This window comes from Lentzea sp. NPDC054927, assembly GCF_053610285.1.
On sequence record NZ_JBSGXZ010000009.1, the window covers coordinates 44,731 to 59,889 of the forward strand.

Annotated in this window: 17 protein-coding genes and 1 pseudogene; 8 read left to right on the plus strand and 10 right to left on the minus strand. The window is 68.9% G+C overall.

Features of this window, described 5'->3' with window-relative positions; genetic code table 11:
- Window positions 1–30: 30 nt before the first annotated feature.
- Entirely contained in the window at window positions 31–2,127 is a 2,097-nt protein-coding gene (locus ACWGE0_RS16330) for a glycosyl hydrolase family 95 catalytic domain-containing protein (RefSeq protein ID WP_452261701.1), read from the minus strand.
- A 353-nt stretch (window positions 2,128–2,480) separates the two neighbouring features.
- Between ACWGE0_RS16330 and ACWGE0_RS16335 the strand changes: the two genes are divergently transcribed.
- The 4 genes and pseudogenes from ACWGE0_RS16335 to ACWGE0_RS16350 all read left to right on the plus strand — a co-directional run bounded on the left by ACWGE0_RS16335 (window position 2,481) and on the right by ACWGE0_RS16350 (window position 4,875).
- Window positions 2,481–3,167, plus strand: coding sequence for an energy-coupling factor ABC transporter permease (locus ACWGE0_RS16335; RefSeq protein WP_452261702.1), 687 nt, complete (start codon window positions 2,481–2,483; stop codon window positions 3,165–3,167).
- The gene (locus tag ACWGE0_RS16340; protein WP_452261703.1) at window positions 3,164–3,463 is read left to right on the plus strand and encodes a PDGLE domain-containing protein; all 300 of its coding nucleotides are present in this window, start codon (window positions 3,164–3,166) and stop codon (window positions 3,461–3,463) included. The genes ACWGE0_RS16335 and ACWGE0_RS16340 overlap by 4 nt, the downstream gene beginning before the upstream one ends.
- Window positions 3,464–3,504: 41 nt before the next feature.
- Window positions 3,505–4,101: pseudogene (gene cbiQ / locus ACWGE0_RS16345) on the plus strand (cobalt ECF transporter T component CbiQ); the annotation flags it as partial.
- Window positions 4,087–4,875, plus strand: a complete 789-nt coding sequence (locus ACWGE0_RS16350) for an energy-coupling factor ABC transporter ATP-binding protein (protein ID WP_452261887.1) — start codon at window positions 4,087–4,089, stop codon at window positions 4,873–4,875. The pseudogene cbiQ and the gene ACWGE0_RS16350, both read left to right, overlap by 15 nt.
- Here the strand turns inward: ACWGE0_RS16350 and ACWGE0_RS16355 are convergent.
- A complete protein-coding gene (locus ACWGE0_RS16355) occupies window positions 4,854–5,369 on the minus strand; it encodes a TetR/AcrR family transcriptional regulator (RefSeq protein ID WP_452261704.1) in 516 nt (171 codons plus the stop codon). The genes ACWGE0_RS16350 and ACWGE0_RS16355 overlap by 22 nt on opposite strands.
- 78 nt (window positions 5,370–5,447) lie before the next feature.
- On the opposite strand from ACWGE0_RS16355, the gene ACWGE0_RS16360 reads away from it, so the two are divergent.
- Genes ACWGE0_RS16360 through ACWGE0_RS16370 form a run of 3 tightly spaced genes read left to right on the plus strand, consistent with a single transcriptional unit; the run spans window position 5,448 to window position 7,442 of the window.
- Entirely contained in the window at window positions 5,448–5,864 is a 417-nt protein-coding gene (locus ACWGE0_RS16360; RefSeq protein ID WP_452261705.1) for a nuclear transport factor 2 family protein, read from the plus strand.
- A gap of 56 nt (window positions 5,865–5,920) precedes the next feature.
- The gene (locus ACWGE0_RS16365; protein ID WP_452261706.1) at window positions 5,921–6,769 is read left to right on the plus strand and encodes a phosphotransferase; all 849 of its coding nucleotides are present in this window, start codon (window positions 5,921–5,923) and stop codon (window positions 6,767–6,769) included.
- Between the two features lie 19 nt (window positions 6,770–6,788).
- Window positions 6,789–7,442: a GNAT family N-acetyltransferase gene (locus ACWGE0_RS16370; protein WP_452261707.1), complete on the plus strand. Its 654-nt coding sequence runs from the start codon at window positions 6,789–6,791 to the stop codon at window positions 7,440–7,442.
- Here ACWGE0_RS16370 and ACWGE0_RS16375 read toward each other — a convergent pair.
- The gene (locus tag ACWGE0_RS16375; RefSeq protein WP_452261708.1) at window positions 7,439–8,170 is read right to left on the minus strand and encodes an RDD family protein; all 732 of its coding nucleotides are present in this window, start codon (window positions 8,168–8,170) and stop codon (window positions 7,439–7,441) included. The genes ACWGE0_RS16370 and ACWGE0_RS16375 overlap by 4 nt on opposite strands.
- 19 nt (window positions 8,171–8,189) lie before the next feature.
- On the opposite strand from ACWGE0_RS16375, the gene ACWGE0_RS16380 reads away from it, so the two are divergent.
- Window positions 8,190–9,197 (plus strand): stage II sporulation protein M, encoded by a 1,008-nt coding sequence (locus ACWGE0_RS16380; protein ID WP_452261709.1) that lies wholly within the window; start codon window positions 8,190–8,192, stop codon window positions 9,195–9,197.
- Here ACWGE0_RS16380 and ACWGE0_RS16385 read toward each other — a convergent pair.
- The 7 genes from ACWGE0_RS16385 to ACWGE0_RS16415 all read right to left on the minus strand — a co-directional run bounded on the left by ACWGE0_RS16385 (window position 9,194) and on the right by ACWGE0_RS16415 (window position 15,151).
- Window positions 9,194–9,349: a DUF397 domain-containing protein gene (locus tag ACWGE0_RS16385; protein WP_452261710.1), complete on the minus strand. Its 156-nt coding sequence runs from the start codon at window positions 9,347–9,349 to the stop codon at window positions 9,194–9,196. The two genes, ACWGE0_RS16380 and ACWGE0_RS16385, sit on opposite strands and share 4 nt — an antisense overlap.
- A gap of 13 nt (window positions 9,350–9,362) precedes the next feature.
- The gene (locus ACWGE0_RS16390) at window positions 9,363–10,193 is read right to left on the minus strand and encodes a Scr1 family TA system antitoxin-like transcriptional regulator (RefSeq protein ID WP_452261711.1); all 831 of its coding nucleotides are present in this window, start codon (window positions 10,191–10,193) and stop codon (window positions 9,363–9,365) included.
- An 89-nt stretch (window positions 10,194–10,282) separates the two neighbouring features.
- Complete coding sequence (locus tag ACWGE0_RS16395) at window positions 10,283–11,572, minus strand: DUF58 domain-containing protein (protein ID WP_452261712.1); 1,290 nt, start codon at window positions 11,570–11,572, stop codon at window positions 10,283–10,285.
- 1 nt (window position 11,573) lies between these two features.
- Window positions 11,574–12,536 carry an AAA family ATPase gene (locus ACWGE0_RS16400; protein WP_452261713.1) on the minus strand — a complete coding sequence of 321 codons (963 nt, stop codon included), beginning with the start codon at window positions 12,534–12,536 and terminating at the stop codon, window positions 11,574–11,576.
- Entirely contained in the window at window positions 12,533–13,564 is a 1,032-nt protein-coding gene (locus ACWGE0_RS16405; RefSeq protein WP_452261714.1) for a DUF4350 domain-containing protein, read from the minus strand. Before ACWGE0_RS16405 ends, ACWGE0_RS16400 begins: the two co-directional genes overlap by 4 nt.
- On the minus strand, window positions 13,561–14,160 hold the full coding sequence (locus tag ACWGE0_RS16410; protein WP_452261715.1) for a DUF4129 domain-containing protein: 600 nt from the start codon (window positions 14,158–14,160) through the stop codon (window positions 13,561–13,563). The genes ACWGE0_RS16405 and ACWGE0_RS16410 overlap by 4 nt, the downstream gene beginning before the upstream one ends.
- A complete protein-coding gene (locus ACWGE0_RS16415; protein WP_452261716.1) occupies window positions 14,147–15,151 on the minus strand; it encodes a hypothetical protein in 1,005 nt (334 codons plus the stop codon). Before ACWGE0_RS16415 ends, ACWGE0_RS16410 begins: the two co-directional genes overlap by 14 nt.
- Window positions 15,152–15,159: the final 8 nt, after the last annotated feature.

The window sequence follows — 15,159 nt, forward strand, 5'->3', positions numbered from 1 at the left end:
CCACACAATCCGAATGTTCGAATTTGGACGTTACGGCAGACCCCAGCGCCCCGACGAGCCGTTCGCCGTCACATCGCGTGCTGAGACGTTCGGCCGAGTGCCGCGGCGCGAGACGATGGCGCTCTGACCTCGGCGAAGCGGGATTTCGATGGCAGCACCGCGTGATTTGTAGTCCAGTCGACGTCCCCACGCGTCGCGCACGTCGATCTCGCCGGTGATCCCGTGGTCGAGGACCAGCGGCGAACCGGCCTCCGAGTGGACCTGGACCCAGTCGGTGCGGCCGGAAGAGCGCGAAGCGTCCACAAGGAACGCGCCCTGCGTCCTAAGTGAGCTGATCGACGCGTCAGCCCAAGTGGACGACACGGACGGGAAGACGCGCACGACGTTGTTGTGCGACTGGACCATCATCTCCAGCACGGCCTGACCGGACATCAACGGCGACTCGATCGCGAGGTTGCCGCCCTCGCGGTAGAAGGTGTTCTCGGTCAGCACGGCGTTCGTGCCGACCTGCTTGCGGTCGAGGAAGTAGCGCAGGAACGACAGCGCCTCCTCCGGCCGGCCCATCGCCGACGCCATCGCGGACGCGGCGCCGTAGCTGTAGCCCGCCCAAGCCCCCTGCCGCGACACCCAGTGGTCGAACGTCTTCGCGATCAGCTCGCGGTGCTCCGGCATGTCCCACGTCAGTTCGCGCAACGGGTAGAACCACAGCATGTGCGAGAAGTGGCGGTGCGAGTCGTTCAACGACACGTCCTTGCCGATCAGCACGCCGTTCGGGCCCTGGTGGTACGGCACGAGCCTGTTCAACACATCGCGCCAACGCGCGTTCTCCTCAATGGACAGCAACGTGCGCACGCCCCAGCGGATCAGCGACAGGTCGTACGTCGTGTCCGTCGCGTTCGCGTACTCCGGCGAACGCGTCTCCGGCAGGTGCAGCTTGCCGTCGACGCCCTCGACGAGGAACCGCGCGTAGTAGTTCACCGCCTTGGTCAGGATCGGGAACAGCACATCGGAAAGGATCTTCTTGTCCATCGTGTGCCGGTAGCCCTGCCACACGTTGTGGCAGGCCCACAGAAGATTGCCCGTATGGTCGTTCGGCGCCACGCCGGGCACACCGCAGTAGCGCGGACCGGAGCGCAACGTGCGGTCGCCGGGATGGCAGATCGCGTACGAGTTGCCGTCGCGGTAAGCCGGGTTCACGTTCAGTTCGAGGTGGTGCTCGAACCGCTTCAACGTCGTGGTCACCGCGTCGAGCTCGTGGTGGTTCGAGCCGTTGATCAGCGGATACGAGATCTGGACGTTGAGGTTCCACCACACGGCCGTCCAGCTGTTGCCCTGCTCGGGGAACCACGGGCCCCACTCGGAGATGACGGGCGCGTCGTTGCGGGTGGCGGCGGCCATCTTGTAGAGCTGCGCCCAGTAGAAACGCTGCACGAGCTTGTCCGGCACGGACACCAGCGACTTGCTGAAGTAGGCGTTCCACCAGCGGCGGTGCTGCAGGGTCAGCACCTCGAACGGGATCGACAACGCCTGGCGCACCTCACGGATCGCGTCGGACGTGTGCGTGTCCGCAGGGTGTGTGTACGCCACGTGGGCCGCGAAACGGCCGCTGCGGGTCTGCCAGGCCGTTGTGTAGCCACCGCCCGCGTGCAGCGGTTGTGCGGCATAGGAGACGCCGTTGGCGGCGCCCAGGGTCGCGTCGGGGTTGGCCGTGTATTCCGGTGGCTTGCGGATCGTGCGGGTCGTCGCCGACTGGAGCGGTTGGAAACCCCAGGTCACGTCACCCTTCACGGTCGCGAGGAACGTGCTGCGGCTGTTGTGCACGAGCATCGTGAACGTGGCGCTGCCCTGGGTGGTGGTCACCGAGCCCGTGAGCTCGGCGTTCCACAGGTCCAGCGTCCAGTCGACGGCGGTGATCGCGCCGGCGAAAGCCAAGGTCAGGTACCCGATCGGCAGCCGGGAGAGGCCGACCGCGGCCTCCCAGTGCTCGCGCTGGTCCTGCACCTCCGAGTGGCTGAGCATGAGCTTCAGCTCGTTCGGCGTGCGGCCCGCGTAGACCTGCACGCCGAGGAATCCGTTGGCGAGGAACGGGCTGTCGCCCCAGTTCTTCGGCAGCTGCTTCCATTCCATGCGGGCGTCCCGGACCACGTCCCGGTGCACGGTCGAGCTTCCGTGGTGACCCGATGTCTGAGGCTCATCCGGGGCCGCGGCCGCGACTCCTCCGCTGAGCGCGGAGGCCCCCACGGCCGCGCCCGTACCGTACAGAAACGTTCTACGCGACAGCTCTGTCACTGTTCGTCCCTCCGTGCCGTGGCGGCGGCGGAAGGATCTAACCGCAGAAATCATCGGATGACTAGGGAGTGGCGAACCTGCGAGGCCGCTGTCGCGAACCTCGGGGTGTGACCATCAACGCCTTCTCGCCTCCAAATTGTTGTTGCACACAGCTGGCCATAGCCGCCGTGTCGCAATTAGCGTGACCTGTCATGTCACCTGTTGCCATGCACATGAGCGACGGTCTGCTGAACGCGCCGGTGTCCGTCGCCTTCCTCGTCATCGCGGCGGTGGGCGTCGGCTTCGCGTTGATCAAGGCCCGCGCGGACCTCGACGACCGCACGGCGCCGATGGCGGGCCTGGTGGCCACGTTCATCTTCGCGGTCCAGATGATCAACTTCCCGATCCTGCCCGGCGCGTCCGGACACCTGCTCGGTGGCGCGCTCGCGGCCATCCTGGTCGGCCCGTACGTCGGCGCGCTGTGCGTGACGATCGTGCTGGTGGTGCAGGCGCTGCTGTTCGCGGACGGCGGCCTCACCGCGCTCGGTGCCAACGTCACCAACATGGCGCTGATCGGCACCGCGACCGGGTTCCTCGTCGCCGTCGCGCTGCGCAAGGTCGCCGAGCGGGGCAAGGGCGGTCTCGCGGCCGTCGCGTTCGTCTCGGCGTTCATCAACACCGTGGTCGCCGCGACCGGCTTCGTCGTCGAGTACGCGATCGGTGGTGCCGGTGGCGTCGAGATCGGCAAGGTCGCGCTGCTGATGTGGGGCCTGCACGCGCTGATCGGCATCGGTGAGGGCCTGATCACCGCTGTCACCGTCACGTCGGTCGCCTCGATCCGGCCCGACCTCGTCTATTTGCTGCGCGGCACCAAGAAGCCGCTGGAGGTGCGGTCGTGAAGAAGTTCTTCATCGGTTTCGCGTTGGTGTCGCTGCTGATCGCGGGCGTCCTGTCGTACTTCGCGTCGGGCGACCCGGACGGCCTCGACAAGACGGTCGAGGACACCGGCATCGCCGAGCACGCGCAGGAACACCCGTTCTCCGGCAGCACGTTCGCCGATTACGCGCTCGGCGGTGACGACAAGTTCACGGGGCTCGCGGGCGTGCTCGGCGTGGTCGTCGTCCTCGCGGTGTCGTTCGGTCTGTTCTGGTTGCTGCGCAAGAAGTCCGACGTCACGAACTCCGACGCGCAGTGAGCGGCAGTCACGACGTCCTGCACCACGCCGGCGACTCGCCGGTGCACCGCCTAGCGCCCCACGTGAAGATCCTCGTGGCGTTCGCGGCGGTGCTGGGTGTCGTGGCGACCCCGCGCACGCTGTTCCCGTTGTTCGGCCTGTACCTGCTGGTGATCGTCGCGGTGTGGGCTGTGGCGCGCGTTCCGGTGCTGTGGTTCGTGAAGCGCGCGGTGATCGAGGTGCCGTTCGTGGTGCTGGCGTTCCTGCTGCCGATCTTCGGCACGGACCCCCGCACCGAATTCCTGGGCTTCTCGGTGTCGGTCGAAGGTTCGTTGGCGGGCTGGAACATCCTGGCCAAGGGCACGCTGGGTGTGCTGGTCAGCCTCACCCTGGCCGCCACGACGGCGCCGGGCGACCTGCTGCGCGGCCTGCAGACCCTGAAGGTCCCGGCCCCGCTGATCATGATCGCCACGCTGATGCTGCGCTACGGCGAAGTCGTGGTGGGAGAAGCGAAACGCATGCGCGTGGCCCGCATCTCCCGCGGCGACGACCCCCGTTTTCTCTGGCAGGCGGGCGCCACCGCACGCGCGGTCGGCACACTGTTCATCCGGTCCTACGAACGCGGAGAGAGGGTGCACCTCGCGATGGTGTCGCGCGGCTGGACGGGCAGGCCCTCGGGCTCGGCGACGATCGTGCCGGAAACCCCTGCCGCACCGGCACTGGAGGTTTCCAAGCTGGCCTTCGCCTACCCCGACGGGCACCAGGCGTTGTTCGGCGTCGACCTGCGCGTCGAGCACGGCGAACGGGTCGCGGTGCTGGGTCCGAACGGTGCCGGCAAGACCACGTTCGCGTTGCACCTCAACGGAGTCCACTCCGGCGGCTCCGGCACCGTCTCGATCGCCGGTCTGGAGGTCTCGAAGCGGAACCTGCGCGAGATCCGCCGCCGCGTGGGCCTGGTCTTCCAGGATCCCGATGACCAGCTGTTCTGTCCGACCGTGCGCGAGGACGTGGCGTTCGGCCCGCAGAACTTCGGTCTGTCCGATGTGGACGCCCGGGTCGCGAAAGCCCTGGGCGCCGTCGGCATGGAGTCCGTGGCCGACCGCTCGCCGCTGCACCTCTCCGGCGGGCAACGCCGCCGCGTCGCGCTCGCCTCCGTGCTCGCGTGCGACCCGGAGATCCTGGTGCTCGACGAACCTTCCGCGAACCTCGAACCGGTGGCGCGCAGGGAGTTGGCCGAACTGCTGCTGGGCCTGGGGCGCACGATGCTGATGGTCACGCACGACCTGCCGTTCGCGTTGCAGATCTGCCCCCGCAGCGTGCTGATCGACGACGGCGTGGTCGTCGCGGACGGCCCGACCCGCGAGATCCTCGCCGACGCCGACCTGCTCGCCCGGCACCGCCTGGAACTGCCCTACGGCTTCCGGCTCGACTGAAGCCCGCTCAGCACGATCTCCAGCAGCACGGCGGGATTCGCGCCCTCGTGCATGCTCTGCAGCATCCCCTTCATCAACACCACCAGGTCGGTGGCCGTGACATCGGCTCTGACCGTGCCCGCCTCCTGCGCGCGGTGGAGCAGCCCGCCCAACGCCGCGTGCAGGCTCTTGCGGAGGTCGGGTGAGATGGTGATCGCGTCGGACAGGTCCCGCTTCGCCGCCGCCTCGTCCGCCATCCTGCTGAGAAACGCGAACAGCGCGGCCTTGGGGTCCTCCGCGGGGTTCGCGGCCGACTCGATCATGGCCGACACCCGCGTCTCGGTGACGGCCTGGAACAGCGCCTGCTTCGTCGGGAAGTGGCGGTAGACCGTGCCGGGCCCGACACCGGCCCTCGTCGCGATCTCGTCCAGCGGCACGTCGTAACCGTGTTCCGCGAACAACTCCCGCGCCGCTTCCAGCACCTTCTCGCGGTTCCGCGCCGCATCGGCCCTCATCGTTGCCAACCGGGGCGTGCGTTCCGTATCGTCTTAACCGGGGTCACCGTTCCGATTCTAGAGATGGGGGCACGACAGATGACGCGCACACCCGAGGAGATCGTCGAGCATGTTCGCAGCATGGTGGCGGGGGAGGAGACGCACGGGCAGTTCGCCGACCTCTTCGCCGAGGACGGGGTGATGGCTTACCGCTTCGCGACCGCGTGGCAGCCGGAGGAGATCAAGGGGCGCGAGGAGATCCGCGCGTACTTCGGCAAGGTCCGCGGCGCGGCGGTGCGGGACAAGATCGAGGTGCGCGGCGTCGAGGCGCAGTGCTGGCGCACCAACGACCCTGCCGTGGCCGTCGCCGAGATCACGCATCGCGGCTGGTCGAAGGTGAAGCAGGACTACTACACGTTCACCGCCGTCGCGATCATCCACTTGCGTGACGGCGAGATCGTGCGTTACGACGACTACATGAACCCGCTGCTGCTGACCGAACTGCTCGGAGTCTGACGTTGGACTGGCTGCCGGCCTGGTGCGCTTCTCACCTGGGGAGCGCGCCCGTCGGCGTGTTGTTCGAGCGGCGGTCGATCTCGGAGGTCGTCGGTCTGCGGCTGGCCGACGGGCGAGACGTCGTGGTGAAGGCACGGGTCGATGACGGTCGGGCAGCGTCGTGCCTTGAAGCACAGACCGTGCTGGCCAAACGGGGTTTCCCATGTCCACGGCCGATCACGCCGTTGGTCGCCGTCGGCGCGTTGGCCGTGCACGCCGAAGACTTCCTGCCTGGTGGCGAAATACTGCGCGGCGACACTCCGGACATCGCCGAGCGCTACGCCGCCGTGTTCGCCCGGCTGATGGCCGAACTATCCGTCGTGACCGTCGCGCCCCCGCTGCCGAACCCTCGCTGGTCGCGCTGGGACCACACCGATTCCGGGCTCTGGCCGGTGATCGACTTCCTCGACTCGCGCGACCAGAGCGTGGTGCCCGAAGACGTCACCGACACGGCCGAGCGCGTGCGCAAACGGTTGCTGGCCACCGATCTGCCGTGCGTGCTGGGCCACGCCGACTTCGAGGCGCAGAACCTGCGCTGGCGGGACGGCGAGGTGTGGGCCGTGCACGACTGGGACAGCCTGGCCTGGCAACCCGAGGCGGCCTTGGTGGGTGCGGCGTCCGGCGCGTTCGCCAACGATCCGCCGCCGTCGCTGGTTCCGGTGGAGAGCTCCGCCGCGTTCCTCTCGGCGTACCAGGAGCTCCGGGGGCGCGAGTTCACCGCGGAGGAGCAGGAGATCGCGTGGGCGGCCAGCTTGTGGACCGCGCTGCACAACGCACGGTGGGAAGTGCTGCACGGGGACGCGCCGCTGTCCCTCAACGCCGTTCGTGAGCAGGCGGCTGAACGATTGCGCCGTGCGGCCGCATGAGGCGTGACAGGATCGCAGTGTGATCGATTTCAGGACTCCGGCATCGCCGCAGACCATCCAGGTCGTCACCGACTGGGTGTGGGGCTGGGCGTTGTCCCGCGGCACCCCGGATCCCGCGCAGGAACCCGACGGCTATCGCATCGACGTCGGCCTGCCCGAACACCGGGTGCGTCACGTCCTGCTGGAACCGGGCTCGGTTGGCCCACGTGCCGCCGTACTCACCGAACCCGGCTCCTGGCTGAAGGTCTGCGGCTCGGCCGAGCAGGTGAGGCCCGCGCTGAGTTCGAGGTGGACGATCGGTGCGCCGGAGTACCTGATGAGCACCGAGCTGGGGACTCAGCAGACCATCACCCCGCCGGATCACTACACCGTGGACACGCACAGCAACGGCGACGTGCACGATGTCGTCGTCCGGACCGGCGGCGGCGAGTTCGCAGCCAAGGGACGGGTCGCGGTGCGGGGGAGCGCCGCCGTCATCGACGTGGTGGAGACCGACCCCGCGCATCGCAGGCGCGGTCTCGGGAGTGTCGTCATGTCCGAACTGTCGCGCGTCGCCGAGGACCGTGGCGCGGTGCGCGCCGTGCTGGTCGCCACCGAGGCTGGGCTTGCGCTGTACGAGAAGCTCGGGTGGACGGTCGAATCACCGATCACCGCCGCACATCTGGCGGCTTAGCCGGCCGCGCGCCGCCGCCGCTCAGCCAGCACCGCGGCCAGGTACGGATGCGGATGCGTGAACTGGACGCGCGGCGACCGGATCGCGGCACCGACGTCGTCCGACAGCCGCGTCCCCAGCTCCCACTGCGCCTTCTTGGTCAGCTCGTGATAGCGGCTGAGGTATTGCCGCGTCGCCAGCACCAGTTCGTCCGGCAGCTGCGACAGGTCCAGGCCGCGCGCCCACTCGGCCAGCTGTGGCGGCATCTCGGCCAGTTCGACGGTCTGCGCCGGCACGCGCGTGTGGATGACCAAGGTGCCTGCGAGGTAGTCGCCGACGCGTTTGCCCTGCGGCGAGAACAGGGACGTGAACAGTGCGACGGCGCCGCCGAGGCCGAGGGCCCAGAAGTCCACGAAGAAGCCGCCCAGAGCACGCACCAGGGCGTGCCGGAAGCGGATCGCGCCGCCGTCGTCGCGCACCACGCGCAGGCCCATGATCAGCTTGCCGAGCGAACGGCCGCGGGACAGCGACTCGACGGCGGTCGGGTAGCCGATCAGCACCAGGACGGTCAGCGACAGGGCGAGAGCGGACTGCAGCGCGTCGTCGAAGCCGATCGGCGTGATCAGGAAGGCGAGCAGCAGCAGGCCGAACTGCACGGCCACGTCGAACACGAACGCGACGGCCCTGCTCGCGAGTTGTGCGACGCGCAGGTCCAGAACTACGGCTTCACCGGTGACTAGGTCCCCCACGCGGATAGTGTGACTCATCGTGGATCTGGACGTGTTCATCGAGCGCCACCGCGCGTCGTGGCAGCGGCTCGAGCAGCTCGTGAAGCGGTCCGGCCGGCTCAGCGGGGCCGAGGCCGACGAGCTGATCGAGCTGTACCAGCGCGTCACGACGCACCTGTCGATCGTGCGCAGCCAGACCCCGGACCCGGCCACCGTCGAACGGTTGTCGTCGCTGGTCGCGCAGGCACGCTCGGCGCTGACGGGCACGCACACGCCGGCGTTCAAGGTGTTCACGCGCTTCTTCACGCACCGGCTACCCGCCGCGATCTACCTCGGCTGGCGCTGGTGGGTGCCGGCCGGAGTGGTGTTCTACCTGGTCACGGGCATCATGGCGGCGTGGATCGCGGCGAACCCGGACGTGCAGGCGACCATCGCCGCGCCGGACGAGCTGCGCGAGATGACCAAGGTCGGCGGCGGGTACGAGGCCTACTACTCCAGCGACCCTGCCGGGTCGTTCGCGGCGAAGGTGTGGACGAACAACGCCTGGGTCGCCGCCACCTGCCTGTTGCTCGGCGTGCTGTTCGCGATCCCGCCGATCTACCTGCTCTTCACCAACGCCCTCAACCTCGCCGTCGGCGTCGGCCTGATGTTCGGCGCGGGGCGTGGCGCGGAGTTCCTCGGCCTGCTCGCCCCGCACGGACTCCTGGAGCTGACGGCGGTGTTCGTCGCGGCCGGCATCGGCATGCGGCTGGGCTGGCAGGTGATCGACCCCGGCAAACGCACCCGCGGCGCCGCACTGGCCGCCGAGGGCCGGGCGGTGGTGGCGGTGGCGCTCGGGCTCGTCGTGGTGTTGCTGGTTTCCGGTGTGCTGGAAGGGTTCGTGACGCCGTCCGGGCTGCCGACGTGGGCGCGCGTGGGCATCGGGATCGTCGCTGAGGTGCTGTTCCTACTGTACGTGTTCGTGATCGGACGCCGTGCCGCGCAACAGGGCGAGACGGGTGACGTGGACGCGAGCGAACGTGAGGACGTCGCGCCGGTCGCTGTCTAAGCCTTCACACGGCGCAGGAACGCCGACCACGCGTCGGCGGACACGGGCAGATGGGCAGAGGGTGCCTTGCTGTCCCGGATGCCGATGCGACGACCGATCTCGACGCAGTCGTTTGCCTCGATGCTGTAGCTGCTCTTGCGCCAGACCGACATTCGGGACATCTCCTCAGATCAGCATGCTGTTGATCAGCTCCTTCGATTGTTCCGCATCCAAGGCCTGCTGGTCGAGGAGCTTCAACAGGTCGGAGTAGGTGCCCAGCGACGCCTTGTCTTCGAGGAAGAGGCTGGAGCTCTGGCTCTCGATGAAGACGACCGGCTCGAACTTCTCGTACTTGAGCTGCATGAACGAGCCGGCCAACCCGGCGTGTGCGCCGATGGCGGTCGGAACGACCCGGACCGTGATGTACGAGCGGTTCATCATCGCCAGCAGGTGGAGCAGTTGATCTCTCATCACTTCCGGTCCGCCTACCGGAAGTCGCAGTGCCTGTTCGTGGGTGTAGAACACGAACTCCCGGCTCCAGTGGAAGAGCTCGCGGCGAGCGATCCTCGCGGCGATGACCTCCTCGTAGTCGATCGTCTTCTTGCGGGCTGCCGCTGCGACGAGCGCACGCATGTAGTCAGCCGTCTGGAGCCGGCCAGGGATCGCGTTCATCGACCAGACGGTGATGACGTTGGCGAGCCGTTCCTGTTCGATCAGGCTGCGCACCTGGTCAGGCAGGCCGTCCTCGGGGATCTTCAGGTACCCGGTTTCGCGGGTCTCGCGGTACAGCGCGAGCAGGTGGCGGACCTCGGCGGGTGGGACGCGGCAGAAGGCGAGCAGTTGCAGCAACTCGGTCTCACTGACCCCGCCCTTGCCCCGGACCAGGTCGGACAGCTTGGACTCGTCCCAGTCCAGCATTTCGGCGATCTTGCGGTGGGTCATCTGGGTCTGCTCGATGGCGTTCCTGACGCCGATGCCGAACTCCCGGCCCACCACGCTGGAGTTTCGTCGTGGCATGGCAAGAAACTAGGAGCAGCAAGGCTTTCGGCTCCATCGTTTCCGCCCGAATAGCCCCGAAGGAAGTACTTTTTGGAGCCGGTACAAGTTCAGAGTTTGCCTGCGGCCTTCAACGACAGGTAGCGGTCCGCGAGAGCGCGTGGCAGATCATCCGGCAGTGCGTCCACAACGTCAACACCGTGCCGTGCAAGCAAAGCGGTGAGACGGCGACGTTCGGCCAGAGTGCGTTCCGCAGCAGCAGCGGCGTAGACCGATTCCAGGTCCCCGCGCCCGGCCGCCATCTCGTGCACGGCGGGGTCGGACACCGAGGCGATCAGCAGCCGGTGCCGCGAAGCCAAGGCAGGCAACAGCGGCAGCAGGCCGTGTTCGATCGACGGTTCCAACGACGTCAGCAGCACCACCAAAGACCGGCGACCGGCCCGGCGCAGCACCTCCGCGACCACGCCACGGGCGTCGAACTCCACCAGTTCGGCCTCCAGCGGTGCCATCGCCTGCACCAGGACGGGCAGCGTGGCCCGAGGCACCGAAGCACGCACCTTGTGGCTGAACGCCAGGAAGTCGACCTGGTCACGCGCGTGTGAGGCCAAGGCGGACAACAACAACGCGGCGTCCATCGACGTGTCCAGCCGCGGCAGGCCACCCAGAGCGCCGGAAACGCGGCTCGCCGCTGTGCGGGCGGTGTCGAGCACGATCGTCACCTGCCGGTCGCGCTCAGGTCGCCACGTCCGCACCACGACGTCCGACGAACGGGCCGAAGCGCGCCAGTCGATGGACCGCACGTCGTCGCCGATCACGTAGGAGCGCAGCGAGTCGAACTCCGTGCCGGCGCCCCGGATCAGCGAGGCGCGACGGCCGTCCAGTTCGCGCAGTCGTTCGAGCAACGGCGGCAGGTGACGGCGGCTGTGGAACGGCGGCAGCGCGCGCACCGTCCACGGCACGACGTGCGAGCCCTGTCGTGCCGCAATCCCCAACGGCCCGACAGACCGCACGGTCACACGGTCGGCAACGCGATCACCACGACGTATCGGCCGTAGGTCGAAAGACAGCACACGCGAGCCACCAGCAGGCACGTCGACAGCGACGCGGTCGGCGACCACACCGGCAGAAGGCGCCCATGCGTCACGAAGCACGCCACGCAACCGACGACCGGGGTTGTGCACGGTCAGCTGCACGGAACACAGCTCACCCGTGCGCACTGAGGTCGAACCAGCGCGCGTGAACGTCAACCGCCGTACACCGGCCGCCAACAACAGGTCGACCGCAACGCACAACAGCAGTGCGCCGAGCACGACGAGAATCCCTTGCCACGACGGCAAGAGCAGTCCGACGACGAGAACCCCGATGAGCGCGAGCAGCCCCGCGCGGCCCGTGAGCGCCACGTCAGCGCGGCACCTGGACCGCGCCGAGCACGCCGTCCAGCACGCCGTCCGCCGTCACGCCCTCCAGCTCGGCCTCCGGGCGCAGCTCCAGGCGGTGCCGCAGAGCCGGGCGAGCCAACGCCTTCACGTCGTCCGGCGTCACGTACTCACGCCCCGCCAGCCACGCCCACGCCCGTGCGACGGCCAGCAGAGCCGTTGCACCACGCGGAGAAACGCCCAGACGGACAGCAGGGGACTGACGGGTCGCACGGCACACGTCGACCACATAAGCGATCACCTCAGGCGCCACGGTCAGGGCACGCACAGCCGCCGAACCGGCCTCCAGGTGCGCCGCACCGGCCACCGGCGACAGCGAAGAGAGGTCGCGCGGATCGAACCCGGCGGCGTGCCGGGCCAGCACGTCGATCTCCTGCTCGCGCGGCGGGATCGGCATGGTCACCTTCAGCAGGAACCGGTCCAGCTGCGCCTCGGGCAACGGGTAGGTGCCCTCGTACTCCACCGGGTTCTGCGTGGCGACGACGATGAACGGCGTCGGCAGCGGGCGCGTCTTGCCGTCCGCGGACACCTGCCGTTCCTCCATCGCCTCCAGCAGCGCAGCCTGCGTCTTCGGCGGCGTGCGGTTGATCTCGTCGGCGAGCAGCAGGTTCGTGAAGACCGGGCCCTCGCGGAACGAGAACGCCGCGTTGTGCGAGTCGTAGACCAGCGACCCGGTGAGGTCGCCGGGCATCAGGTCCGGCGTGAACTGCACGCGCGTCGTCGACAGGTCCAGCGCACGGGCCATCGCGCGCACCAGCAACGTCTTCGCGACGCCCGGCACGCCTTCCAGCAGCACGTGTCCCTTGCACAGCAACGCGAGGATCAGGGACGTGACGGCGGCGTCGTTGCCCACCACGGCCTTGCCGATCTCCGTGCGCAGCGCCACCAGCGCCGTGCGTGCTTCCTCGGTGGTGACCACTGCCGTCATGCCTTGCGCACCTCGTTCTCCAGAGCGTCCAGCTCGTCAGCCAGCGCGACCAACCCCCGGTCGTCCACCGGCTCCTGGGAATAGAGCAAAGTCCGGACGTCGGCGACGGGGCGCGACGTCCGGTGAGCGATCTCGACCGACGGGTCCTCGCCCGCCGGCAGCCCCAGCAGCGGCGCCAGCCGTTCGCGGGTCGCCTGCCGCAGCACCGAAGCCGCGTGCCCGGCGGCGCGCGACCGGCGGTACAGCCGCGCCCTGCCCTCCACGGTCTCGGCGGCGCGCACGACCACCGGCAGCGGTTCCGGCACCACCCGGCCGAGCCTGCGGGCCCGCCACAGCGCGATCACCACGGCCGCGAGGCCGAGTTGCAGGGCGGCGAACTTCCAGCCGCCCGGGATGAGATCCGTGAACGACTTCTGCTGCGACTTGTCCGCCGCGGACGGCACGTACCAGACCAGCCGGTCGTGCTGACCCAGCAACGACAACGCGAGCGCCGCGTTGCCTTCCTCGTCGATGTCGCGGTTCGTGAAGATGCCGCCGTACCCGATCATCGTCACCGTGCCGGTGCGCACCAACGTCGAGTCGTAGCAACGTTGTTCGCCCTCGTAGACGAACCCGCCGGTGGTCGCCGCGCCCGCCTTCGACGCCAGCGGGCAGCCCGGCTGCCGCGTCTCGACCTCGACCCGGCTCGTCCCGGTCGCGGGGGCCAGCAGCACCGTGGCCGCCGCGCGCTTGCTCAGGTCCTGCAACCGCTCCGGATCGAGGAGGTTCGGCTGCGTCACGAACAGCGTCGCACCGTCCACAGCGGACGCGTTGTCGGTGAGTTCGACGCGCACGCCGTTCTGTTCCAGCAACTTCGCGACCGCGTGGCTGCCTTCCGGGCGGAACGAGCGCGGGTCGAGCGAACCGCCCTCACCGCCGCCGCGCAGCAAGGTGATCACGACGGCCGCGAACAGGATGATCACGCCGATCAGCAACGGGCCGCGCGCGGCCGTCCAGATCCGCCCGGCGTCGGGGGAGACCGCCGTCATCCGCGCACCCTGCCGTCCACCGTCACGAGCTGCTGATAGCCCTCGGGGGTGGCGGGCCTGCCGCCGTACCAGACGTCGTCGAACTGCACCGCCGCGCCGCGCAGGTCGTCCGCGAGCACCGGAAGTGCCCTGCCCGCTTCGAGTGCCACCTCGTCGACAGTACGTCCGGCGCGCGGGTCGAGGACGCCGCGCTGCTCCAGTTCCCGCACCACCGCGCGGAAGCGTTCGCGCACGGCCTCGGCCAGATCACCGGCCGCCGCGGCACGTTCGGCCGCGGCACGGTGTTCGGCAGCCGTCATGACCGACGAGCCGAACACCTTGTCACCCGAACGCAGCGCACGACCGGTGCGCCCCACCCGCAGCCTGATGACGATCACGACGATCACCGCGACCACGACGAGGATCGTGATCGCGGTGATGCCGCTCATGCCGCCGGCGCCCGCGAAGAACTCACCCAGCTTCTCCAGCACCCACTCGAACGCGCGCTCGATCGGGTTCGGGTCGTCCGAGACGTACGCCGGGTCGCTGAGCTCCCGGACAGCAGCGTCCCTGGCGTCGTCGCGGTCGAGATCTACCGGTACGTCAGATACCGCCATGCCCTGCGGCCCGCTGGAGTTCGATGTCCATGCCCTCGGAGCGCATCCGGCGGTCGACGTAGACCAGCACGGTCACCGCGGAGCTGAACGGCAGCGTGATCGTGGACGCGATGATCGCGCCGATCGTGGACAGGATCAGCGATCCGATGCTCAGCGCCGCGGTCGGGTCGCTGCTGAAACCAGTGGTCGCCGCGCCCAGCAGGCCGAACGGCAGGCTGATGATCCAGCTGATGACCCAGCCGATCACGACGGTGAGCAGCAGGATGCCGAACGTCCGCCACCACGCGCCGTTCACGAGGTTCTTGGAGCGGCCGAACGCGGCGCCGACGCCGCAGCGCTCCAGCACCAGCGCCGGCGTGACGAGCGCGAACAGCACCCACAGGTAGATGCCGGGCACGATGCAGAACAGCAGGCCGACGGCGATCACCAGACCGGACAGCAGCGTCGCGCCGAGCAGCGGCAGCAGACGCGGCTTGAACTCTTCCCACGCCTGCGCGAACGAGACGGGCTTGCCCAGCACCGCGTGACCCACGATGACGGTGATGAAGCCGGACAGGAACACCGTGCCGAGCAGCACCAGCAGGACGCTGAGCAACGTGCCGGTGAGGAAACCGACGATCGCGTCCGTGAACTGGTTGACGGCCTGTTCCTGCGTCATCGTGTTCGGGTCGAGCGCCACGACCGCGGTGAGGTCGTCCAGGAACGGCAGCTGCACCAGCAGGCCGACGATCTGCGTGATCGCCGCGACCACCGCGGCCGCGCCGATGAGCAGCTTCGGGTACCGGCGCATCGTGGTGATCGCGCCGTCGACGATCTCACCGACGGCGAGCGGGCGCAGCGGGATCACACCGGGCTTGATCGTCGGGCCCGGACCGGGAGGCGGCGGGGCGTAGTAGCCCGGCGGGGGCTGCGGCGGCTGCTGCGGCCCGTTCGGCTGCTGCGGCTGGTTGGGTTGCTGGTCGGGTGAGGACCAGCCAGGCGTTTCGGACATCGCGGCTA